Raw genomic sequence first — 21,134 nt, forward strand, 5'->3', positions numbered from 1 at the left:
CATTGCCCCTTCCACGCCGAGCGTGCGTCTCCAAAAAGCGCATAAGTCCCGCTGAAGCGCATTCTTCCATGCCCGGAACCGGTTCCCACCTGAGTAAGTATCCGCCGGCAAGTAGCGGCAAAGCGATAAGACAAGTACCGGCTACTGTTTCCGGCCGGCTCGGGCGGGGCCTACCGTACAAGCGCGGACCATCGAGCCTGAATATCGCCGGGGGAACTAGTGCCCATGCGGGGAAGGGCGCCGCCGTCCGCTGCACTGAACGACGATGACAGGGGCGACGAGCAGATGAATATTTTGAGCAGACTTAAAGTTATGGGGGCCGCTTCCTGGCGTAGGCCTGGTGCTTCCGGACCCTTCCAGGGACCGCCGTTCCGGGGAAGGCGCGGCAACGGCATTGAACCGGTACCAATCAAACGTCTGGCGGCGGTTCCGGTGGCCTTCACGTTGGTACTCGGCGGTGCTGCGCTTGCCGCTGTTCCGGCAGCTAATGCCGCCGACGGCCCCATGATCAGCGTGACCCTTGACGACGGGTGGGCCAGCCAGCACACCAATGCACTGCCCATCCTGAATAAGTATGGGATACCGGCCACGATGTACATCCATACCCAGGCTATCGATGCCACCCCGGCGTACATGACCCAGGACCAGATCCGGGCCTTTGCAAGCCGGGGCGATCAAATTGCGTCCCACACCATCAGCCACCTTGACCTGACCACCCTCACCCCTGCTCAGCTCGACAGCGAGCTGGCGCAGAGTCAGGCCACACTCAAGGAGATGTTCGGCCCCACCGCCGCAATGGACTTCGCCAGCCCCTTCGGTGCGTACAACCCGACCACTACGGCGGCAGTTAAAAAGTACTACGCCTCCCAGCGCAACACCGACGAGGGGTACAACTCCCCGAGCGCCCCGGACACTGACAATATCCTGGTGCAGAACGTTGTTGAAACCACTACTGCACTCGATGTGCAGGGCTGGATAAATACCGCCAAAAACTCCAACACCTGGCTTGTCTTGGTATACCACGAGGTGGGAGCGAATCTTGGGGGCGACGGCGACGTTTACCACACAGACACAGCCGTATTCGACGCCCACATGGCGGCGGTCAAGAACAGCGGCCTGCCCCTGGTCACTGTCAGGCAGGCGCTTAGTGGGTCTACCCCTCCGCCGCCGACGGACCCCAACCCTGCTGGCGCCACGGCTGCCATCAACGCGGTAGCGGCAGCCAACCCCACACTCGTGGGGACTCCCACGGGCGATATCGTCTGCGGCCTGCTCAGCGGGGGCTGCTACCGGAACTACACAGGCGGTGCCGTCATTTGGTCTCCCGCCACCGGCGCCCACTATTCCGTGCAGCCCATCCGCCAGGCCTGGGCCAGGACGGATTACGAGCGGGGACTCCTCGGGTACCCGACCACCGATCACATCGGCGGACTTGTCAGGGGCGGTCTGTACCAGTCCTACCAAGGGGGTGCCATTATCTGGTCTCCGGCCAGCGGCGCGCATTACTCCGTAGGTGCCATCCGGCAGGTGTGGGCGGGAACCGGCTATGAGCGGGGCGGCCTTGGGTATCCCACCACGGACGAAATCGGCGGACTCGTGAGGGGCGGTGTTTACCAGATGTATGAAGGTGGTGCCATTATCTGGTCTCCGGCCAGCGGCGCGCATTACTCCTTCGGAGCGATCCGGCAGGTGTGGGCGGGAACCGGCTATGAGCGGGGCGGCCTTGGGTATCCCACTACCAATGAAATCGGCGGACTCGTGAGGGGCGGTGTCTACCAGATGTATCAAGGGGGCGCCATTATCTGGTCTCCGGCGAGCGGCGCGCATTACTCCTTCGGGGCGATCCGGCAGGCGTGGGCAGCAACCGATTACGAGAGGGGACGCCTGGGTTATCCGACCTCAGGTGAGTACGTCTCCGGTGCCGGCGTGGCCCAGAACTACGAAGGCGGCCGCATCAACTGGACCGCTTCCGGGGGTGCAGTGGTCACCTATAAATGAAAACAGCCTGACCTGACAAACTTGTAAGGCAACCTTGGAATACCCCGCCTCCCACGGACTAACGCCCGTCCGGAGGTGGGGTATTCCGTTATAACCAGCCCTTTTTCTTGAAAATGGCGTACATTGCCGCGGCCGTGGCTGCCATCAGAACGATCGCCATGGGGTAGCCCAGGTCCCAGTGGAGCTCGGGCATGTGGTCAAAGTTCATGCCGTACACGCCGGCCACAAACGACGGCGCAAAGAAGATGGCGGCCCAGGACGAAATCTTCTTCACCTGCTCGTTCTGTTCGGCGCTGGCCTCGTTCTGCCGGTTCGCGGTGAGGGTGCCGTCCAGGGTCAGGGCGTTCTGCAAGAGGTCCCGGAAAGAGTCGGCCCGTGAAATGACCCGTTCCACATGGTCCTCCACGTCGCGCAGGCTGTGACGCAGTTCGGTCTCCACGTCGTATTTTTCGAACCCCCGCTTGAGCTGGTGCATCATGTCCGGCAACGGGTGGATGGCGCGCTGGAACTGGATCACCTCACGCGCCAGTTCATAGATCCGCCGCGACACCGCGCTGTCCCCGCTGAACAGCTGGTCTTCGATTTCATCAATGTCGTTCTCAAGCCCCGCCACCACCGGCCCGTAGTCGTCCACCACCCGGTCCAGCAAGGCATACAGGACGGCCTCGGGGCCGTGCCGCAACAGGTCCGGCCTGCTTTCAAGCCGCTCCCGTACCCGCGCCACCCCCGCCGTCTCCGCGTGCCGGACCGTAACCACGAAATTCTTGCCCGTGAAGATATGCAGTTCGCCAAACTCGACGGTTTCGGTGCCGTCCAGGTACCGCGCCGGCCGAAGCACCGTAAAGAGGGCGTTCTCGTAGCGCTCGAGTTTGGGACGCTGATGGGCGGAAATGGCGTCCTCCACCGCCAGCGCATGCAACCCAAATTCCGTAGCAACCGCTGTCATCTCTTCGGCCGTGGGCCGGTAGAGGCCGATCCATGCCATTCCACCGTGGTGCGCGAGCGTCTCGAAGGTCTGTTCCAGGCTGTCAGGTTCGGCGTGCCGGACGCCGTTGACGTAAACGGCGTTGTCGATGATGGTCATGCCCGAAATCCTAGCTGTCCGCCCGGTCAGCGCCGGCGCGCGGGGACCTGGCGGGAACGTGGTGGCCGGCCGTGGACGCCTTGGCCAGGCCGCTGATCAACGGTTCCGTCCGGTAGGGGATATGCGTGTGCAGAGCCAGCACGGTTTCCGTCCGGATGACGCCCTTGATCCTCAGCACCTGCCGCAGGGCTGCCTGAAGGTTGTGGGTGTCTGTGGCCACCACCCGGCACCACACGTCTCCCCGCCCCGAGATTTCGTGCACCTCCAGGACCTGGGGAATCAACCGCAGGGCGGCCACCACCCCGTCCAGCTCGCGGTGGGACACTTCGATGGTCACAAAGGCCACCACGTCGTACCCCACAGCCTCGAGGTCCACCTCCCGGCCCCCGGACCGCAGCACCCCTGCCCGGAGCAGGCGCCGGACGCGCGACTGGGCAGTGTTCCGGGCAACCCCAAGGGAATCACTCAGCTCGCCGATCTGGATCCTCGGGTCCCGGATGAGCTCCAGGAGGATTCTCAGGTCAGTGGGGTCCAGGTTGTTCAAATGATCACTCTCCGTCACTCGCGCCAGCATATTTTGATAATCCTGCTCAATTGTGACAGTCATCGCCGATCAATAGAGCAGCTTTGCTCCACGCTGGAGCTATCCACTATCCATCCGCGCCGGGCTCCCACAAGGACCACCCGCCGCGGCAGCAGCAAAGGCGGCACAATGACGGTCTTCAGCGAACTCCGCATGCGTCCGGCTCCAGCCACCACCACAGGGTGGAACGCGTCCACGACGGCACGCCTGGTGCTGGCCGGCGCGGTCATTTTTACGCTCCTGGTGGGCGCCAACCTGGCCACGCCCCTGTATCCGCTGCTGCAGGTGCAGCTGGGCCTTTCCCCGCTCGATGTTGCGGCCGCGTTCACCAGCTACGTCCTGGCATTGGTGGCCGTGCTCATGCTGGCCGGCCACTGGTCGGACCACATCGGCCGCAGGGCTGCCCTCATCCTGGCTGTTGTCGCCGGCCTCGCGGGCGGGTGGCTGTTCGCCGAAGCGCACACCCTGGCCGCGCTGTGCGCCGCCCGCGCGCTCCAAGGCGCTGCCGTTGCCCTCGCCACCGGCGCCAGCGCCGCGGCCCTGCGTGAGCTTCTTCCGTCACGCCCGGAATGGGCCTCGCGCTTCACCCTGCTGGCCTCCGCCGGGGGAGTGGCCGCGGGCCCGGTTATCGGCGGGCTGCTGTCGCTTCTTCCGGGACCCACCTCGGCCCCGTACTACATCCATTCCGCAGTCCTCGCCGTGCTCCTGGTCCCGCTCTACCTGCTTCAGGCCCGTCCGGCCATCCAGCCGCCGGCAGGACCCAGGCCGCTGCAGCTGCTGGCACCGCGCCGTCCGTCCGTGACACGGGAGGCAAGGGGTGCCTTCTGGGTCGCCTCCGGCGTCGGCTTCCTCAGCTTTGCCGTCTTCGGCTTCTGCCTCTCCCTGGCTCCCGGCTACTTCGCCCGGATCCTTTCAGCCGACAGCCGCCCGCTGATCGGGCTCCTGGCCTGCCTGACGCTGGCGGCTTCGGCGCTGACGCAGCTGGTGACAGTCCGCGGCCGCTTTGTGGTGCCGGGCGGACTGGCCGTCCTGGGCGCTTCTGTACTGCTGCTCGGCGCGGCAGGGGCATGGAACAACGCCCTGCTTCTGGTGGCCGCAAGCCTTGCCGCAGGCGTGGGACAAGGACTGGCATTCCGCACCGTTTTCAACGATGTGGCCGGCCGTGTGGAGCCCGCCCGGCAGGCCCAGACCATCAGTTCGCTGTACGTCATCACCTACCTGGGCAGCGCCGTCCCGGTGCTGGGGCTCGGCTGGGCCTCGGGTGTCTTCGGCCTGGAGCAGTCCGTTGCGGGCTTTGTGGTGCTGTGCGGCTCAGCGGCGTTCACCATGGCCGCGCTCACGCTGCGCCAGGCACTGCGAAACCGCGCCCTGTAAAACGTCGCGCTGCGAAACAAAGACCAAGCCTGTCAGCGGGCAGCGGGAACTAACCGTTCTATTCCGGCAGGGGCCCGTGGTTGCCCTGGATATGTTCGAAGACCAGCGTGGTTTCCGTATGGCCCACCACGGGGTCGGTGGCGAGATTGTCCAGGACCCAGTCGCGCAGGTCCTCGGTGGTGGCGACGGCGATGTGCAGCAGGTAGTCCACCGAGCCTGAGGTATGGAACGTGGACAGCACCGCCGGCAGGTGCGGAACCCTGGAAGTGAAACGGTCAATCTGGTCCCGGTCGTGGGCCCGGAGGCGCACGGCCACCAGGGCCTGGACGGACCGGCCGATGGAGGACAGGTTGAGCTTCGCTTCATAGCCCTGCACGATGCCCCGCTCCGAGAGGGCCCGGGTCCGCATCAGGGCAGTGGAGGGCGCTATGCCCACCAGTTCCGCGAGCTGCTTGTTGGAGATCCTTGCGTCCGCCACCAGGGCCGCCAACAGGCGCTCGTCAATGGCATCCAGGGGCTCCAGGTGCACTCCCGGCCTGACGTTCCTGGCATTCGTGCTCACGGCGGCTCCTCACAGTGTTCCTGCGTTTATCCTAGACGCCCCGCGGCGGCGTTCAGGCTCCGGTGTCCTTGCGCGGGGTGCCTTCCCGGGGATGGACGACGGCGACAGTCACCGCGGTGAGGCAGGCAAGGGCCATGACGGCGGCCGCCAGGGCGTTCCAGCCGCAGGACTGGAAGAGCAGGCCGCCGGCCCAGCCGATGATGCTTGACCCCAGGTAGTAGGCAAGGTTGTAGAGTGAGGCGGCCTGGGCCCGCCCGGTGCTGGCAATGGCGCCCGTCCATCCGGCACCGATGCTGTGCGCCGCGAAGAAGCCGCCGGTGAAAACCACCAGCCCCGCAAGGATCAGCGCCAGCGACGGGGTGAGCGTGAGGGCGAGGCCCGCCGTCGAGAGGGCAAGCCCGGCGAGCAGCACATTCCGGCGCCCGAAGCGCATGGTCAGCCCTGCGGCCCAGCGGGACGTGATGGTTCCTGATAGATAGGCCAGGAACATGAGGCTGATGACGGTGGCCGGCAGCCCGAAGGGTTCGCCGGTCAGCCGGAACCCCAGGTAGTTGTAGACGGCCACAAAGCCGCCCATCATCAGGAAAGCCTGGATGTACAGGGCGAGCAGGCGGATATTCCGGACATGTCCGCCGAGGGTGCGGGCGGCGCCGCGCAGTCCCGGAGCCTTGGCGGCCGTAAAACCGCGGGCACGGGGAACAAGCACCAGGAAGGCGACGGCGGCGAGGGTCGCGAGGATGGAGACGGCCAGGGCAGCGGCGCGCCATCCCCACAGTTCGCCCGCAGGGCCGGCCACCAGCCGCCCGGCGAGGCCGCCCAGCGTGGTGCCGGCAACGTAGCTTCCGGCGGCGACTGCGGCGTGCGCCTTGGTGACCTCCTCGTTCAGGTAGGCGATGGCGATGGCCGGAATGCCGCCCAGGGCCATGCCTTCGAGGAGCCGCAGGCCCAGGAGCAGGGGAAAGCTGGTGGACAGGGGAACCAGCAGGCCCAGAACGGTGGCCACCGAGATGCCCCAGGCCATGGCCTTGACCCGTCCTATCCTGTCCGCAAGGAAGGACCAGGGGATCACGGTGACGGCCAACCCGACGGTGGCCAGCGAGATCGTGAGCGCGGCCTCGGCTGCGCTGACCTGCAGGTCCGAGGCAAGGATGGGCAGGACCGCCTGGGTGGAATACAGCTGGGCGAATGTCGCCACCCCGGCGAAGGCGAGGCCGAGGATAATCCGGCCGTACGCCCGGGACCCCTTCGCGTGCCCGTGCCAGCCGGCGTCGGAGGCCCGGGGGCCGGGGAAGGGGGTACTGCGCTGCATCCGGCAAGCGTAGCGCCGGCTGGACTGAAGCCTCCAATGCATCTTTTGTGTGATACTCATAGCAAATACGGAACAGTCCGTCCGGCGCCGGACCAGAGCCAGGAGGCCCCATGGAGCCTGACCATAAGCAGCTGGTGCAGCTTCTTCCGCTCCTGCCGCTGCTGTCCGAGCTGGGGCGGACACAGCACGTGACCGAAACGGCTGAACTCCTGGGAGTACCCCAGTCCACGGTGAGCAGGGCACTGTCCCGTGCCAGCGCCGTCGTCGGGACGGAACTCCTGGTCAAGGACGGCAGGGGAGTGCGCCTCACTCGCGCTGCCCGCTCCCTCTTGCCCTACATCGAGCGGGCTCTGACAGAGTTCCAGGCCGGGCTGGACCTGGTCCGGAGCGAATCGGATGTGGTCCGCGGCAGGATCCCGGTGTCCTTCCAGCACACGTTTGGTGAGTCCACCCTTCCACTGCTTATCAGCGCCTTCCGCAGCCGTCACCCCGGGGCAGTCTTCACACTGACCCAGGGAGCCCGCGACACCTGCCTGGCCCAGCTTGCCGCCGGTGAATCCGACCTGGCACTGACAGCGCCGGTGGCCGCCGAGGGACGGAACCTGTTGTCCGCGCTGCTGTACCGGGAGCCCCTGCGCCTGGTGGTGCATCACACGCACGCGCTCGCCGGCCGCAAGCTGGCCTCGGTGGCCGATATCCGTTCCGAACAGTTCGTGGCGCTCGGTCCCGGCTACGGGATGCGCTCACTCACCAATGCGCTGTTCCGGGAAGCGGGTTACCGGCCCCGGATCGCTTTCGAAAGCCAGGACACGCATACGGTCAGGGGACTCGTCTCGGCCGGACTCGGGGTCAGCATCCTGCCGCCAGGTGACGACGCGCCCGGGCGGAACCTCAGCGCGGACACAGGCGACCTGGGCTGGGTAGAGGTGCCCCTTGATTCAGCCCTGGCCTTCCGCGAGGTGGGCCTCAGCTGGCGGCAGCGCAACCCCGGCCTGGAACCCCATGCAGTCCGGCTGTTCCGCGAAATGGTCGTTGCCGAGGGGCCGGAACTCCTGGCCGGGCTGGTACGACGCCGGTCCCGGCTGCCCGCGCCGGACTCTGCACGGCGCCCGTGACCAGTAATCTTGTGACGTGACGAACACCGAGAAGCCCGCCGCCCTGCCCGCCGACCCGCTGACACCGCCCCTGGATGCACCTGCCGGCGTGGTCATCGGGCTGGACATCGGCGGGACCAAGACGCACGGCATCCGGTTCGAGGACGGAATCCCGGTGGCGGATGAATCGGCGGGCAGTTCGAACGTGCAGAACGTCACCCGCGATGAGGCAGCGCGCAACCTCGCCAGCCTGTTTGCGCGGATCGGCGGCGCAGGGGTGTCCCACGTCTACGCCGGCTCCGGCGGCATCGATACGGAGGAGGACGCGGCGGCCCTCGCTGCGCTGATTGAACCTCATGTGCCAGGCGCGCAGATCACGGTGGTGCACGATTCCCGGCTGCTGCTTGCTGCCGGCCATGCCACCACCGGCGTGGCCGTGATTGCCGGTACCGGTTCAGCGGCCTGGGGCAGGACTGCCGACGGCAGCGAGGCCCGTGCAGGCGGCTGGGGTTATCTTCTGGGGGACGAAGGCAGCGGCTACTGGCTGGGGCGCGAAGCGGTGCGGCACAGCCTGCGGCGGATGAACCAGGGACTTCCGGTTGACCGGCTCAGCGCCGCCCTGCTGCAGTCCTGCAAAGTGGACCACCCGAACCTGCTGATCGCGCTGTTCCATTCCCCGCAGACCGGCCGCCGCTTCTGGGCGCAGCAGGCCCGGCATGTGGTGGAAGCGGCAGCGGCGGGCCATGCAGAAAGCCAGGAACTGTTGGAACAGGCAGGCAAGGACCTCGCCGCGCTGGCCCTGCAGGTGCTCCGGCAGCTGGGCATCCCCGGCCCGGTGATCCTGGGCGGCGGGCTGGGCATGAACGTGTCACCCCTGCAGGATGCTTTCCGCCGGAATTTGGAGGAAGCCGGGGCGACTGACGTCCGGGTCCTGGACCGGGAACCGGTCTTCGGCGTGCTGCAGCTGTTGGCTGAACAGGCCTGAAGACCTACACGGCCCGCTTTCGCGGAGTGAGGCGTACGGCAGGCAACGGCGGAGCCGGAATCCGGCCGGCCTCAGCACCGGCGTCAGGACCGTGCCCGGGGACCAGCCCGTAGCGTGCCGCCGCGGCCTTGCCGTTGGACATGGCGGCCTGGGCTTCCCACTCGTTTCGGGCCTGCTCCACTTCCTCGTGCGTGCGGCCCACGAAGTTCCACCACATCAGCAGTTCCTCCTGGAGGGGCTCGCCGCCGATCAGGAGGAACCGCGTGCCCGGCAATGCCTCAACCCCCAGTTCCCGGCGGCCGATGCCCAGGTAGCCCAGCGGTCCCGGCGGGATGTCCTGCCCGTCCACCGCCAGGCCGCCGTCGAGCACCAGGATGCCATGCTCAAAGTGCTCATTCAGCGGGAGCACTGCACTGCCCCCGCAGGAGATGTCCGCGCCCACGATGGGCGTGTACATCGTTGCCGGCGAGACCACCCCGCCCAGTTCCCCCACCATCACGGTGGCGGTAAAGCCGTCGCCGGCCAGCCTGGGCAGGTCTCGGTGCTGCTCGAAACCGGGCTGCCGGTGCCGTTGCCCATCCGGCAGGGCCACCCACAACTGAAGCCCTCGTTGCAGCGGCAGGCTGCCGTCGGGCGGAAGCACGGCGAACTCGGAATGGGACACCCCGTGCCCGGCCGTCATGATGTTCAGTTCACCGGGACGGACCACCACGTCGCTTCCCACGCTGTCCCGGTGGCGGATGGTGCCGGCCAACGGCCAGGTCACGGTCTGGAGCCCGATATGCGGATGCGGAAGCACTGACATGGCCGTGCGGTCCGGACCGAAGCTGTCCAGGAAACACCACGCCCCGATAGTGGGCAGTCCGCGCTGCGGCAGCGTCCGCTGCACGTTCATGGCCCGCACACCGCCCAGTGGCACTTCGCGTTCCGGCCACAACTGCAGGCAGGGGCCGGAATTCCCCTCCGGGCTCGCGGGCGGACAGACTTCCTGCTGCGGGGATACTTCCAAGTTGGTCACTTCCCCACTTTAGGCCGGGTTGGCATCCTGCGGTACGGCGGCCGGGCAGCATAAATATCGCGTGATCCAATGTCGGCCCCATCCAGCCCCGCGTCGGCACCGAATGATTACAGTAGGGATTCCTTTGCCGGAAATGGGGTGTGCTGCAGGTGTTGCCCGGTCCGGTTTGGGCTACCGTAACTATCAGCGTGCTGTGACAAATTTGCGTTGCTTTTCGAAGCCGTCCAACAGAACAGGTAAGCCCGCGCCATGGACCAGGCCATGATCGAGTTTCAGAGCGTCACCAAGCAGTACCAGGGCGGGCAGCCGGCCGTGGACCGGCTCACCATGTCCATCAGCCAGGGGTCCATCACGGTGTTTGTGGGGCCCTCCGGCTGCGGAAAAACCACCTCACTGCGCATGATCAACCGGATGGTGGAACCCACCTCGGGTGTCATCACCGTGGACGGCAAGGACGTCACGTCCGTGCCGGCGCCCGAACTGCGCCGCTCGATGGGCTACGTGATGCAGTCCTCCGGCCTCCTGCCGCACCGCTCGGTGCTGGACAACATCGCCACCGTGCCCAGGCTCAACGGAGTCCCGAAGTCCGAAGCACGCAAACGCGCGCAGGAACTGCTCGACGTCGTTGGCCTCGCCAGCGCCCTGGGCAAGCGCTACCCCTCGCAGCTCTCCGGCGGCCAGCAGCAGCGTGTGGGCGTGGCGCGGGCCCTGGCCGCTGATCCGCCGGTTCTGCTGATGGATGAACCGTTCAGTGCGGTGGACCCCGTGGTCCGCGACGAACTTCAGCAAGAGCTCCTGCGGCTGCAGAAGGACCTGGCCAAGACCATCGTTTTTGTCACGCATGACATCGATGAGGCCACAGTCCTGGGCGACAAGGTGGCCGTCTTTGCCACCGGCGGAAAACTGGCACAGTACGCCACGGCGGAGGAGATCCTGCGGGCGCCGGCGAACGACTTTGTGGCTTCCTTCGTGGGGCGGGACCGGGGCTTCCGCCACCTGGGATTCACACCGTCCGACGGCGTGACCGTCCACCAGGTGCCAACACTGGTCCGGGCCGCCGGCGGTTCCTTCGAGTCCGAACCGGGCGCCGGCTGGCAGCTGGTGGTGGATGAGGCAGGACGGCCGCTGGGTTGGACCGGGCCCGGCAACGGCACCGGCATCATTCCCGGCGGATCACTGTTCCGGCCGGGGGAGAGCCTTCGCCGCGCACTGGACGCGGCCCTGTCCTCGCCGTCGGGCCTGGGCGTTGCCGTGGACGCCGACGGCCGGGTGCTCGGCGTCGTCAGGGGCGGTGAAGTCCTCGCCCTCATCGAAGAGGCGCGCCAGGTCCGGCAGGCTGCGCTCTGATGGACTGGTTCCTGGCAAACAGCGGCATGGTGCTGGAACGGGCCGGCCAGCATCTGGTACTCGCACTGGTGCCCATGATCCTGGGGCTGGTGATCTCCATCCCGCTGGCCCAGCTGGCCCGCCGCCACCAGGTGCTTCGCTCCGTGGTGCTCACGGCCTCCTCGCTGCTCTACACCATTCCCTCGCTGGCCCTCTTTATCATCCTGCCCACCATCCTCGGCACCCGGATCCTGGATCCGCTCAATGTGGTGGTGGCCCTGACCGTCTATGCGGTGGCCCTTCTTGTCCGCGCAGCCCTGGACGCCTTCGACTCGGTGGACAAGGACGTCAGCCAGGCCGCCGTCGCCATGGGCTACAAACCACTGGTCCGGTTCCTGCAGGTGGACCTGCCGCTGTCCCTGCCCGTGATGTTCGCCGGGCTGCGGGTGGTATCGGTCAGCAACATCTCGTTGGTCAGCGTGGCCGCACTGCTGGGTGTGGGCAACCTGGGCATGCTCTTCACCGACGGCTTGCAGCGGGACTTTGTGACCGAAGTGGTGGTGGGCATCGTGGCCATCCTGGTCCTTGCCCTGGTAATGGACGCCATCCTGGTCCTGCTCGAGCGGATCCTTACCCCGTGGGAACGGGCTGGCCGGCGGGGTAGTACGCAGGGTATCGACACCACAGCAGACGCAGCTGACGCGGCCCTGCGGCTGGCCGAGCCAAAGACCGGAGGCGGAAACGCGTGAGCAATGTTTTCACGGACACCTTCGCCTGGCTGGCCGAACCCGCACACTGGTCCGGCAGCGCCGGCATTCCCGCACGGCTGGCCGAACATCTCCAGTACACGGGGCTGGTGATGCTGATCGCTTCCGCCATCGCCATTCCGGTGGGGCTGTACGTGGGGCACACCGGCAGGGGCAGGGTGGCAGTGGTGGCCATTGCCGGTGCCTTGAGGGCCCTGCCCACGCTTGGCCTGCTCACGCTGTTTGTCCTGCTGGCCGGAATCGGGCTGATGCCGCCCGTCTGGGCCCTGGTGATCCTCACCGTGCCGCCCCTGCTGGCAGGCACCTACGCCGGGATCTCGAGCGTGGACCGCAACGTGGTGGATGCCGCCCGCGCGGTGGGAATGACCGAGCTGCAGGTCCTGTTCCGGGCCGAACTGCCCAATGCGCTGACGGTGATGTTCGGCGGGTTCCGCACCGGCGTGCTGCAGGTGATTGCCACCGTCTCCGTGGTGGCCTACATCAACCTGGGCGGACTGGGCCGCTACCTCTTCGACGGGCTCGTCCTCAGCGACTTCCCGCAGATGCTGGGAGGCTCGCTGCTCATCGCGGTGCTGGCCATCGCCGTCGACCTTGTCCTGTCCGTTGTCCAGAGGATGTTCCTGACCCCAGGGCCCTCAAAGCAGTCCCTCCGCGGCCAGCAGGCCGCGGTCGATCGCACAGACCCCGTCCCGGCGGAGGCTGTGGCACAAGGAGGTAAATCATGAAAGAAAGCCGACCCCAAGGCCTTGGCAGGCGCACGTTCGGCGGGCTGGCCGCTGGACTGGGCCTTGCCGTGGTGCTCTCCGCCTGCGGTGGATCGTCCGATCCACTGAGCAACGCCCCCGCCACCAGCGGCACCGCATCCGGGGGAGCCACCTCCCTGGTGGTCGGGTCAGCCGACTTCCCGGAAAGCCAGATCATCGCCGAACTGTACGCCGGGGCGCTGAACGCCGCGGGCGTCACCGCAACCACCAAGCCGAACATCGGCTCGCGCGAGGTGTACTTCAAGGCGGTCCAGGACGGTTCGGTGGACGTGGTACCGGACTACACCGGCAACCTGCTGCTGCACGTGGACAAGGAAGCCACCGAGATCGCGGCGGACGAGATCGCCAAAGCCCTGCCGGACAAGCTGCCCGACGGCCTTGCCGTACTCGACGCAGCCAAGGCCGAAGACAAGGACGCCATGGTGGTCACCAAGGCCACGGCGGAAAAGTACCAGCTGAAGTCCATCGAGGACCTGGCAAAGGTCTGCAGCGAGATCGTGGTGGGCGCACCGGCAACCTTCGCCGAGCGCGCCTACGGCCTGCCGGGCCTGAAAAAGAACTACAACTGCGAGCCCAAGAAGCTCGAACCCTTCAGCGACGGTGGCGGTCCTGTGACGCTCAAGGCCCTGCTCGAGGACCAGGTGCAGGTGGCGGATATCTACACCACCACTCCCTCCATCGCCGACAACGACCTCGTGGTGCTGGAGGACCCGAAGAACAACTTCATCGCCCAGCAGGTCATCCCGCTCTACAACGAGGCCAAGATGACGGACAAGGCGAAGGAAGCCCTTAATTCGGTGTCCAGGATCCTCACCACCGATGACCTGATCAACCTCAACCGGGCCGTCAGCGGCAGCCAGAAACAGGGCGCCAAGGAAGCGGCCGAGGCCTGGCTCAAGGACAAGGGCATCGTTAAGTAGGAATACCCCGCAGTGCCAGTACGACGGCGGCTGCCGGCCTTGCGAAGTCCGGCAGCCGCCGTCGTACTGCTTTCCGGGAAGATCCGCGGCCCCGAAGCGGCACCGGCGTGTGTGGCTGAGGTCTCACCGGAAGTACATCCTTACTGTGGCATATTTGATGAATGGCAGAATTCAAGCAGTCCACGAAGCTTCACAACGTCCTTTACGACATCCGTGGACCGATTCTCCAGGCCGCCCAGCAGATGGAGGCCGAGGGCCATAGGATCCTCAAGCTGAACATCGGCAACCCCGCTCCCTTCGGCTTCGAGGCGCCGGACGCCATCCTGGTGGACATGATCCGCCACCTCCCGCACGCCCAGGGCTACAGCGACTCACGGGGCATCTTCTCCGCGCGCACCGCCGTCTCGCAGTACTACCAGACCCGCGGCATCCAGAACATCCACGTGGACGATATCTACCTGGGCAACGGCGTCAGCGAACTCATCACCATGTCCCTGATGGCCCTGCTCGACGACGGCGACGAGGTCCTCATTCCCACCCCGGACTACCCGCTGTGGACCGCATCGGTGGCGCTTGCCAGCGGTAAGCCCGTGCACTATCTCTGCGACGAGGAATCCGGCTGGCAGCCTGACCTTGAGGACATGGAAGCCAAGATCACTCCGCGCACCAAGGGGATCGTGGTCATCAACCCGAACAATCCCACGGGCGCTGTTTATCCGGAAGAGACGCTGCGGAAGATCGTGGCCCTTGCCGAGAAGCACGGGCTGGTGATCTTCGCCGACGAGATCTACGAAAAGATCCTCTACGAAGACGCTGTCCACGTGAACATGGCCGGGCTCACCGGCGACCACGTCCTGTGCCTCACCTTCAGCGGCCTGTCCAAGGCGTACCGCGTGTGCGGTTACCGCGCGGGCTGGATGGCTATTTCCGGACCCAAGAAGGACGCGGCCGACTACCTCGAGGGCATCAGCCTGCTGGCCAACATGCGCCTGTGCGCCAATGTCCCGGCCCAGCACGCCATCCAGACGGCGCTGGGCGGCTACCAGAGCATCAACGACCTGATCCTGCCGGGCGGCCGGTTGCTGGAGCAGCGCAACAAGGCGTACGACATGCTCAACGCCATCCCGGGCGTCAGCACGCAGCAGGCCAGGGGAGCGTTGTACCTCTTCCCCCGGCTGGACCCGGACGTCTACCACATCAGGGACGACGAAAAGTTTGTCCTTGACCTCCTTCGGGAACAGAAGATCCTGGTGTCACACGGCCGCGCCTTCAACTGGGTGCGTCCGGACCACTTCCGCATGGTCACGCTGCCCAACGTCAAGGACATTGAAGAGGCAGTGGGACGGATGGGGGACTTCCTAAGCAGGTACCAGGGGAACTAGCCTGTGGTTCACGGGCGCTTCGGACCCGTGAACCTTCGCGGAAAGGATTCCCCATGGCCGGCGCAGTCCAGTTCGACAAGCACCCCTCAGAGACCCTTCGGGCAGGGGAGGGGTTCTCCCTTGCTGGCGTGGATCCCGACTCCACGCCGGGCTACAGCGGCGGCAAAGAGGACGGTAAGGCGTTGCTCGCCACCATGGATGACGAGCTTGCCGAACTGCAGGAAAAGCTGTTCGCCGAAGCCCGGTTCGGCGGCCGCAAGCGGATCCTGCTGATCCTCCAGGCCATGGACACCGCCGGCAAGGGCGGAATCGTCAAGCACGTTATGGCGGCCATGGATCCCCAGGGCGTCCAGTTCAAGGCGTTTAAGGCTCCCACGGACGAGGAGAAGTCCTACGATTTCCTCTGGCGGATCGAGAAGGAAGTGCCGGCCGCCGGCATGGTGGGAGTTTTTGACCGGTCCCACTATGAGGACGTGCTGATCCACCGCGTCCACGGCTGGGCCAGTCCTGACGAGATCAAACGCCGGTACGTTGCCATCAACGAGTTCGAGACCCGGCTCATGGACTCGGGGACCAAGCTGGTGAAGGTCATGCTCTACATCAGCGGGGAGGAGCAAAAAGCCCGGCTGCTGGCCCGGCTCGACAACCCGGCGAAGCACTGGAAATACAACCGGGGCGACCTCGACGAGCGCGCGTTCTGGGAGGACTACATGAATGCGTACCAGGCGGCCATTGATGAAACCAGCACTCCGGATGCGCCCTGGCACGTGGTCCCGGCCAACAAGAAGTGGTACGCGCGGATCGCCGTGCAGCAGCTGCTGCTGGGCGCCCTTGCCGGCCTGGACCTCGAGTGGCCCAAGGCCGAGTTCGACGTCAACACCGAGCGGGAGCTGATCCTTAGGTCCTGAGGCTTACAGGCGTGGCGCTTCGGGCACGCTGTTTCTACATGGGCTGGTCACGGGCCGCGGCCAGTCGCTTCCGTGCACCTTCCAGCCATTCCTCGCAGCGCGTGGCCAGCGCCTCGCCCCGCTCCCACAGTGCGAGGGATTCCTCCAGGCTCGCACCTCCCGCTTCGAGCCTGCCCACCACAGCGATGAGCTGCTCGCGTGCTTCCTCATAGCTCAGCGCTGCGACGTCGTTTCCTGGCGTTGGCTCAGTCATTGGGTTCTCCGGTTTCGGGTTGATGCTGGTGAAGTGTTCCCGCGGGTTCGAGCGTTCCGGTGGACGTTGCGCCGAAGCGGCCTTCGGCCACGCGGACGGACAGGGATGTTCCTGCCGGAGCTTCGGCAGGGCGGCGCACCACGGCGTGTCCTGCACTGTTGAGCGCCGCGGCGCGGGGATCGGCAAGTTCGACGACGGCGTATCCCCGGTCAAGGGTTTTCTGCGGTGAGAGGGCGCGGACCTGGGCTTTGAGGTGCTCCAGTTGGTCTGCGGCACGGACCACCGTGGAACTTACCGCGGCGGAGGACCGGCGGAGCAGCCGTTCGATCTCTTCGGAACGGACAGTCACCAGTCCTACCGGGGCGGCCAGTACCGGCCGTGAATGCAGGGACGCCAGGCGGTCGGCTTCCCTGTCCACCAGGCGCTCCATGCACCGGCGCAGCTGCTCCCTGGCCTGCCGCACACCGGCCAGCTCTTCGGAGACTTCCGGCACGATCCGCTTGGCCGCGTCAGTGGGGGTGGACGCGCGAAGGTCGGCGACGTCGTCGAGCAGTGGCCGGTCCGCCTCGTGGCCGATGGCGCTCACCACCGGAGTGGCGGCGGCAGCTACGGCGCGGACCAGTTCCTCGCTGTTGAACGGCAGGAGGTCTTCGAGTGCGCCCCCGCCGCGGGCGATGACAATAACGTCCACTTCCGGGCGGGCGTCCAGCTCCCGCAGGGCGCGGACCACCTGGGCTACGGCGGTGTTCCCCTGGACGGCCACTTCCCGGATTTCGAACTCGACGGCGGGCCAGCGCAGGGCGGCGTTCCGGAGGATGTCTTTTTTGGCGTCGGAGTCCCGTCCGGTGATGAGGCCGATGCGGTGGGGCAGCAGGGGCAGCGGCTTCTTGCGTGAGTCGGCGAAGAGCCCCTCGGCGGAGAGCGCCTGGCGCAGCCGCTCGATCCTGGCCAGCAGGTCACCCAGGCCAACCGGACGGATGTCCCGGACCAGCATGTTCAGCCGTCCGGTCTTCAGCCAGAACTCAGGCTTCAGCAGGGCCACTACCCGGGACCCGCGTTCCAGGGGCAGGTCTTGGCGCTCCAGCACCTTGGTCCAGACGGAAGCGGGGAGGGATACTTCGGCGTCGACATCGCGCAGGGTGAGGTACGCGTTGCTGCCGCGCCGGTTCAGTTCAATAACCTGCCCTTCCACCCAGGCTGACGGCGTGCGGTCGATGTGGGCCTTCAGTTTCTGCGACAGCAGCTGGAGGGGCCACGGGTTGTCCGGGCTGGTTTCCGCTGCAGTCGCCGGAAGGGTGGTGGGCGCAGCCAGTTGCTGGCCGGGCACGGGAAGCGAAGCCTGTTCAGACATGCGGGCTCCCTTGCGGGGCTGGAGCTGAGGGCATGGGGTCCTTCGTCTGTTGTGCGGCGGTCATTCAACCATATCCATAAGCTCTACCATCCGGGACTGACAGTATCCGGCCAGCATGCCCGCCTAGGATGGGTTGACCGCCGTCGACCCGAAGGATCTGCTGTGCGCACTTTTGTTTCCGCCCTCGCCACCCTGCTGGCCATACTGCTTGCCGCCGTGGCAGTCCCTGCCATCTGGCTGGACCGCAACATCGTCCAGGAGCAGGGTTTTGTTGAGTTGGCTGCCCCGCTGGGAACGGACTCCGGGTTCCAGCAGGGCCTCGCCGCGGCGGCGGTCGGAACAATCGATACCAGTGCTGTTCCCGGCTTCCTCGAGGACCTGGTGCGGCCGGCGCTGGAGGACGCCGCCGGTTCGATGACCGGTCTTCCAGGTTATCCGGCGGCCTGGGAAGAGACGCTGCGGAGAAGCCACCGCCTCAGTTTCGCGGCGCCGGAAGCAGAAGCCGGTGAGACGGCATCCGCCTCATCCCTGACCCTGGACGTGGCGCCGCTGGTGGCCCTGGGCGCTGAGGAAATCTCGCGCACCACCCGGCTCCCCCTAGACCCTCCGGACCAGACCCTGATCAATGTCGGGCAGCCGGAGCAGAAGGAATGGACGGAACGCTTGCGGACCTACGCACCGGCCGGGTACCTGCTGGCCGGGGGAGCGGCGGTGGCCTTGCTTCTGGCCCTGGTGGCGGCCCGCCGGCGCTGGACCGTACTCGTGGGTGCCGGGGCCGGTGCCCTCGTGCTGGCCGCCGTCTGGGCGGTGGGCTCGCAGCTGGCATCGGCCGCGGTGCTGGCCAGGGACAGCGGAAGCGAGGTGGCCAACATGTTCAGGGACGCGTTCGTTGCCGCTGCCTCCGCCGACTTCCAGGGCTGGACAGTGGCCACGGCAATTACGGGCGGAGTACTGGTGCTGGTTGGGGTTGTGGCGGGGCTCATACCGCAAAGGCGGGCGCGGGCAAACCGGTAGCATGGAGTAATGACCCCCTCAGCTGTTTCCCTTTCGATGCCCACCATTCCGCGTAGGCGCCGCTCTCCTGAGGAAGTAGCTGCTGCAGCTCCCGTATCCGGAACCAAGAAGGTGCTGCTCGCTGCTCCTCGTGGATACTGTGCCGGCGTGGACCGCGCCGTCATCGCCGTCGAGAAGGCCCTGGAACACTACGGCCCGCCGGTGTACGTGCGCAAGCAGATTGTGCACAACGTCCATGTGGTGAGCTCGCTCGAGGAAAAGGGTGCCATCTTCGTCGACGAAACGGACGAAGTGCCTGAAGGCGCCCTGGTGATTTTTTCAGCCCATGGAGTATCGCCAGCCGTAGTCCAGTCAGCCGAAGACCGCGGCCTGCGCACCATCGATGCCACCTGCCCGCTGGTTACGAAGGTGCACAAGGAAGCTGTCCGGTTCGCCAAGGACGATTTCGACATCCTGCTGATCGGCCACGACGGCCACGAGGAAGTCGAAGGCACCTCGGGCGAGGCTCCGGAACACATCCAGATCATCAATGGTCCGCACGAAGTGGACAAGGTGACAGTGCGGGACCCGGAGAAGGTCATCTGGCTTTCACAGACAACGCTCAGCGTTGACGAGACCATGGAAACTGTCCGGCTGCTGAAGGACCGGTTCCCCACGCTGCAGGATCCGCCCAGCGACGACATCTGCTATGCCACCACCAACCGACAGGTGGCCATCAAGAAAATCTCGCCGCAGGCGGACCTGGTGATCGTGGTGGGCTCGGCTAACTCCTCCAACTCGGTGCGGCTGGTGGAGGTGGCCCTCGAATACGGGGCGAAGGCCTCCTACCGGGTCGATTTCGCCAATGAAGTCGATGAATCCTGGTTTGAGGGCGTCGCAACCGTGGGCGTTACCTCCGGTGCCTCGGTTCCCGAGGTGCTGGTCCAGGACGTGCTGCGGCTCCTGGCCGACTACGGCTACGGCTCGGTGGAGGAAGTGGTCACAGCCGAAGAGGACCTCCTTTTCTCACTGCCCAAGGAGCTCCGGGCCACGCTCAAGGACGCCGGCGACGTCAGCCGCGCCCTGGGCGGCCGTAAGTCGCGCAGCTGACACCGCAGCTGAACATGTAAAAGGAGCGGGCCTGGCAGCTGTTGCTGCCGGGCCCGCTCCTTTTACTGCGCGTTTTTAGGCGGCCTCGTCCTCGCTTTGCAGTTCGGGGGCAGCCAGCGCCCGCGGCGTCACCTCCACCACGGGGGGTGTGGCCAAACCGGATTCCTCAAGGGTGTTCAGTTTGCGTGCCGTGGGCAGGATCCGGGCCTCCAGCGTGCCCACCATTGAGTTGTAGCGGTCCACGGAGGTCTTTAGCGAGGACCCCAGCTTGCTGACGTTCTCGCCCAGGGTACCCATCCGGTCGTACAGCTGCCGGGCGAGCTCAAACAGTTCGCGGGCACTGTCCGTCAGGACGTCCTGCCGCCAGGTGAAGGCAACGGACTTCAGCACAGCAAGCAGGGTACTGGGCGAGGCCAGGACCACGTTCCGGGACAGGGCATGGTCCAGGAGTTCGGCGTCGGCCGTCAGTGCTGCCGCGAGGATGGACTCGGCCGGGATAAAGCAGATCACCAGCTCCGGCGAGTTGCCCGGAATGTCCCAATACTTCTTATTGCCCAGCGCGTCCACGTGGGCCCGCAACGCCTTCGCGTGCGCGGCCAGGAGCGTTTGCTGCGAGCGGTGCCCGGGGCCGGAAACTGCTCCGGACAGGCCTGTCCGGGAGTCCTGCGTCCCCAGTTCCTGGGCCTCGAGGTAAGAGGACAGCGGGACCTTGGCGTCGACCACCAGCTGCTTGTCGCCGGGAAGCTGCACTACCAGGTCGGGACGTACCGACGACTCGCTGCCGCTGCTGTGGACCTGTTCGATGAAGTCCACGTGGCGCAGCATTCCGGAGGCCTCCACCACGCGCCGCAGCTGGACCTCGCCCCACTGGCCGCGGGCACTGTTGGACCGCAGGGCAGATTCGAGGGCATGGGTGGATCGGATCAGCTGCTCGTCCGAAAGCCGGGCTTCCTGCAGTTGCTGGGCGAGCTGGCCGTACTGTTCCAGCCGGTCGCGTTCCAGCAGGGCCACCTGCTGCTGCACTGCAGTCAGCTTCTCCGCCACGGGCGCAAGGGCACGCAGCACGCTGCCGTCCTGGGACCGTGATTCCCCGAGCTCCCGGTTCTGTGCCGCCAAAAGCCGCCGTTCGGCGTCGGCCGCTGCGAACTGTGCACTGACCTCCGAAAGCCGGGACGAGACGGCATCGAAGTCCTCCTCCACGGCACGGCTGCTTTTCCGCAGCGCAAACCACGTGGCCGCAGCGCCCGCGAGGGCGCCCAGTAACAGCATGAACAAAGCCAGAATCAACGCGAATGCATCCATGTGCCCACTGTCGCACGGGGCTGTGACATTTTGCGGAAGCGACATTTCACG

At 66.2% G+C, this 21,134-nt stretch carries 20 protein-coding genes; 12 read left to right on the plus strand and 8 right to left on the minus strand.

What is annotated here, in order from left to right:
- Window positions 1-432 precede the first annotated feature (432 nt).
- On the plus strand, window positions 433-1,998 hold the full coding sequence (locus tag AC3A4Z_RS05155) for a polysaccharide deacetylase family protein (protein ID WP_498710521.1): 1,566 nt from the start codon (window positions 433-435) through the stop codon (window positions 1,996-1,998).
- 88 nt (window positions 1,999-2,086) lie between these two features.
- Here the strand turns inward: AC3A4Z_RS05155 and corA are convergent, their stop codons facing one another.
- Both corA and AC3A4Z_RS05165 read right to left on the minus strand, forming a co-directional pair.
- Entirely contained in the window at window positions 2,087-3,082 is a 996-nt protein-coding gene (gene corA, locus AC3A4Z_RS05160) for a magnesium/cobalt transporter CorA (RefSeq protein ID WP_498710522.1), read from the minus strand.
- Between the two features lie 10 nt (window positions 3,083-3,092).
- Window positions 3,093-3,626 (minus strand): Lrp/AsnC family transcriptional regulator, encoded by a 534-nt coding sequence (locus AC3A4Z_RS05165; RefSeq protein WP_498710781.1) that lies wholly within the window; start codon window positions 3,624-3,626, stop codon window positions 3,093-3,095.
- 168 nt (window positions 3,627-3,794) lie between these two features.
- Here AC3A4Z_RS05165 and AC3A4Z_RS05170 point away from each other — a divergent pair, with 168 nt between their 5' ends.
- On the plus strand, window positions 3,795-5,039 hold the full coding sequence (locus AC3A4Z_RS05170) for an MFS transporter (protein ID WP_498710524.1): 1,245 nt from the start codon (window positions 3,795-3,797) through the stop codon (window positions 5,037-5,039).
- 58 nt (window positions 5,040-5,097) lie between these two features.
- On the opposite strand, the gene AC3A4Z_RS05175 is transcribed toward AC3A4Z_RS05170, so the two are convergent.
- A complete protein-coding gene (locus AC3A4Z_RS05175) occupies window positions 5,098-5,601 on the minus strand; it encodes an Lrp/AsnC ligand binding domain-containing protein (protein WP_493969912.1) in 504 nt (167 codons plus the stop codon).
- Window positions 5,602-5,653: 52 nt separating this feature from the next.
- Entirely contained in the window at window positions 5,654-6,910 is a 1,257-nt protein-coding gene (locus AC3A4Z_RS05180) for an MFS transporter (RefSeq protein ID WP_498710526.1), read from the minus strand.
- A gap of 110 nt (window positions 6,911-7,020) precedes the next feature.
- Here AC3A4Z_RS05180 and AC3A4Z_RS05185 point away from each other — a divergent pair, with 110 nt between their 5' ends.
- Both AC3A4Z_RS05185 and AC3A4Z_RS05190 read left to right on the plus strand, forming a co-directional pair.
- Window positions 7,021-8,025 (plus strand): LysR substrate-binding domain-containing protein, encoded by a 1,005-nt coding sequence (locus AC3A4Z_RS05185; protein WP_498710528.1) that lies wholly within the window; start codon window positions 7,021-7,023, stop codon window positions 8,023-8,025.
- Window positions 8,026-8,041: 16 nt separating this feature from the next.
- Window positions 8,042-8,989, plus strand: coding sequence for an N-acetylglucosamine kinase (locus AC3A4Z_RS05190; protein ID WP_498710531.1), 948 nt, complete (start codon window positions 8,042-8,044; stop codon window positions 8,987-8,989).
- Between the two features lie 4 nt (window positions 8,990-8,993).
- Here the strand turns inward: AC3A4Z_RS05190 and AC3A4Z_RS05195 are convergent, their stop codons facing one another.
- Window positions 8,994-10,007: a pirin family protein gene (locus tag AC3A4Z_RS05195; RefSeq protein ID WP_498710533.1), complete on the minus strand. Its 1,014-nt coding sequence runs from the start codon at window positions 10,005-10,007 to the stop codon at window positions 8,994-8,996.
- A 249-nt stretch (window positions 10,008-10,256) separates the two neighbouring features.
- On the opposite strand from AC3A4Z_RS05195, the gene AC3A4Z_RS05200 reads away from it, so the two are divergent.
- The 6 genes from AC3A4Z_RS05200 (at window position 10,257) to AC3A4Z_RS05225 (ending at window position 16,074) form a co-directional block, all read left to right on the plus strand.
- Complete coding sequence (locus AC3A4Z_RS05200; protein ID WP_498710534.1) at window positions 10,257-11,354, plus strand: ABC transporter ATP-binding protein; 1,098 nt, start codon at window positions 10,257-10,259, stop codon at window positions 11,352-11,354.
- Window positions 11,354-12,082, plus strand: coding sequence for an ABC transporter permease (locus tag AC3A4Z_RS05205; protein WP_498710535.1), 729 nt, complete (start codon window positions 11,354-11,356; stop codon window positions 12,080-12,082). Before AC3A4Z_RS05200 ends, AC3A4Z_RS05205 begins: the two co-directional genes overlap by 1 nt.
- Window positions 12,079-12,825 (plus strand): ABC transporter permease, encoded by a 747-nt coding sequence (locus AC3A4Z_RS05210; RefSeq protein ID WP_498710536.1) that lies wholly within the window; start codon window positions 12,079-12,081, stop codon window positions 12,823-12,825. The genes AC3A4Z_RS05205 and AC3A4Z_RS05210 overlap by 4 nt, the downstream gene beginning before the upstream one ends.
- Window positions 12,822-13,784 carry an ABC transporter substrate-binding protein gene (locus tag AC3A4Z_RS05215; RefSeq protein WP_498710537.1) on the plus strand — a complete coding sequence of 321 codons (963 nt, stop codon included), beginning with the start codon at window positions 12,822-12,824 and terminating at the stop codon, window positions 13,782-13,784. The genes AC3A4Z_RS05210 and AC3A4Z_RS05215 overlap by 4 nt, the downstream gene beginning before the upstream one ends.
- Before the next feature lie 161 nt (window positions 13,785-13,945).
- On the plus strand, window positions 13,946-15,166 hold the full coding sequence (locus AC3A4Z_RS05220) for a pyridoxal phosphate-dependent aminotransferase (RefSeq protein WP_498710539.1): 1,221 nt from the start codon (window positions 13,946-13,948) through the stop codon (window positions 15,164-15,166).
- A gap of 53 nt (window positions 15,167-15,219) precedes the next feature.
- On the plus strand, window positions 15,220-16,074 hold the full coding sequence (locus AC3A4Z_RS05225) for a PPK2 family polyphosphate kinase (protein WP_498710541.1): 855 nt from the start codon (window positions 15,220-15,222) through the stop codon (window positions 16,072-16,074).
- Window positions 16,075-16,108: 34 nt separating this feature from the next.
- On the opposite strand, the gene AC3A4Z_RS05230 is transcribed toward AC3A4Z_RS05225, so the two are convergent.
- On the minus strand, window positions 16,109-16,327 hold the full coding sequence (locus tag AC3A4Z_RS05230; protein ID WP_493969922.1) for an exodeoxyribonuclease VII small subunit: 219 nt from the start codon (window positions 16,325-16,327) through the stop codon (window positions 16,109-16,111).
- Window positions 16,320-17,678: an exodeoxyribonuclease VII large subunit gene (gene xseA, locus AC3A4Z_RS05235; protein ID WP_498710544.1), complete on the minus strand. Its 1,359-nt coding sequence runs from the start codon at window positions 17,676-17,678 to the stop codon at window positions 16,320-16,322. The genes AC3A4Z_RS05230 and xseA overlap by 8 nt, the downstream gene beginning before the upstream one ends.
- Before the next feature lie 162 nt (window positions 17,679-17,840).
- On the opposite strand from xseA, the gene AC3A4Z_RS05240 reads away from it, so the two are divergent.
- Entirely contained in the window at window positions 17,841-18,692 is an 852-nt protein-coding gene (locus AC3A4Z_RS05240) for a hypothetical protein (RefSeq protein WP_498710546.1), read from the plus strand.
- A 9-nt stretch (window positions 18,693-18,701) separates the two neighbouring features.
- A complete protein-coding gene (locus tag AC3A4Z_RS05245; RefSeq protein WP_498710548.1) occupies window positions 18,702-19,781 on the plus strand; it encodes a 4-hydroxy-3-methylbut-2-enyl diphosphate reductase in 1,080 nt (359 codons plus the stop codon).
- Window positions 19,782-19,856: 75 nt separating this feature from the next.
- On the opposite strand, the gene AC3A4Z_RS05250 is transcribed toward AC3A4Z_RS05245, so the two are convergent.
- Entirely contained in the window at window positions 19,857-21,083 is a 1,227-nt protein-coding gene (locus AC3A4Z_RS05250; protein ID WP_498710549.1) for a DNA recombination protein RmuC, read from the minus strand.
- Between the last annotated feature and the right edge of the window lie 51 nt (window positions 21,084-21,134).

Source organism: Arthrobacter sp. Soil_C_49 (genome assembly GCF_057656635.1).

What these genes read in the sequence shown, in the direction of transcription:
- corA (WP_498710522.1), bottom strand. Translation starts at nt 3,082, where the DNA reads ATGACCATCATCGACAACGCCGTTTACGTCAACGGCGTCCGGCACGCC.
- AC3A4Z_RS05170 (WP_498710524.1), top strand. Translation starts at nt 3,795, where the DNA reads ATGACGGTCTTCAGCGAACTCCGCATGCGTCCGGCTCCAGCCACCACC.
- AC3A4Z_RS05180 (WP_498710526.1), bottom strand. Translation starts at nt 6,910, where the DNA reads ATGCAGCGCAGTACCCCCTTCCCCGGCCCCCGGGCCTCCGACGCCGGC.
- AC3A4Z_RS05185 (WP_498710528.1), top strand. Translation starts at nt 7,021, where the DNA reads ATGGAGCCTGACCATAAGCAGCTGGTGCAGCTTCTTCCGCTCCTGCCG.
- AC3A4Z_RS05200 (WP_498710534.1), top strand. Translation starts at nt 10,257, where the DNA reads ATGGACCAGGCCATGATCGAGTTTCAGAGCGTCACCAAGCAGTACCAG.
- AC3A4Z_RS05205 (WP_498710535.1), top strand. Translation starts at nt 11,354, where the DNA reads ATGGACTGGTTCCTGGCAAACAGCGGCATGGTGCTGGAACGGGCCGGC.
- AC3A4Z_RS05215 (WP_498710537.1), top strand. Translation starts at nt 12,822, where the DNA reads ATGAAAGAAAGCCGACCCCAAGGCCTTGGCAGGCGCACGTTCGGCGGG.
- AC3A4Z_RS05220 (WP_498710539.1), top strand. Translation starts at nt 13,946, where the DNA reads ATGGCAGAATTCAAGCAGTCCACGAAGCTTCACAACGTCCTTTACGAC.
- AC3A4Z_RS05225 (WP_498710541.1), top strand. Translation starts at nt 15,220, where the DNA reads ATGGCCGGCGCAGTCCAGTTCGACAAGCACCCCTCAGAGACCCTTCGG.
- AC3A4Z_RS05230 (WP_493969922.1), bottom strand. Translation starts at nt 16,327, where the DNA reads ATGACTGAGCCAACGCCAGGAAACGACGTCGCAGCGCTGAGCTATGAG.
- xseA (WP_498710544.1), bottom strand. Translation starts at nt 17,678, where the DNA reads ATGTCTGAACAGGCTTCGCTTCCCGTGCCCGGCCAGCAACTGGCTGCG.
- AC3A4Z_RS05245 (WP_498710548.1), top strand. Translation starts at nt 18,702, where the DNA reads ATGACCCCCTCAGCTGTTTCCCTTTCGATGCCCACCATTCCGCGTAGG.
- AC3A4Z_RS05250 (WP_498710549.1), bottom strand. Translation starts at nt 21,083, where the DNA reads ATGGATGCATTCGCGTTGATTCTGGCTTTGTTCATGCTGTTACTGGGC.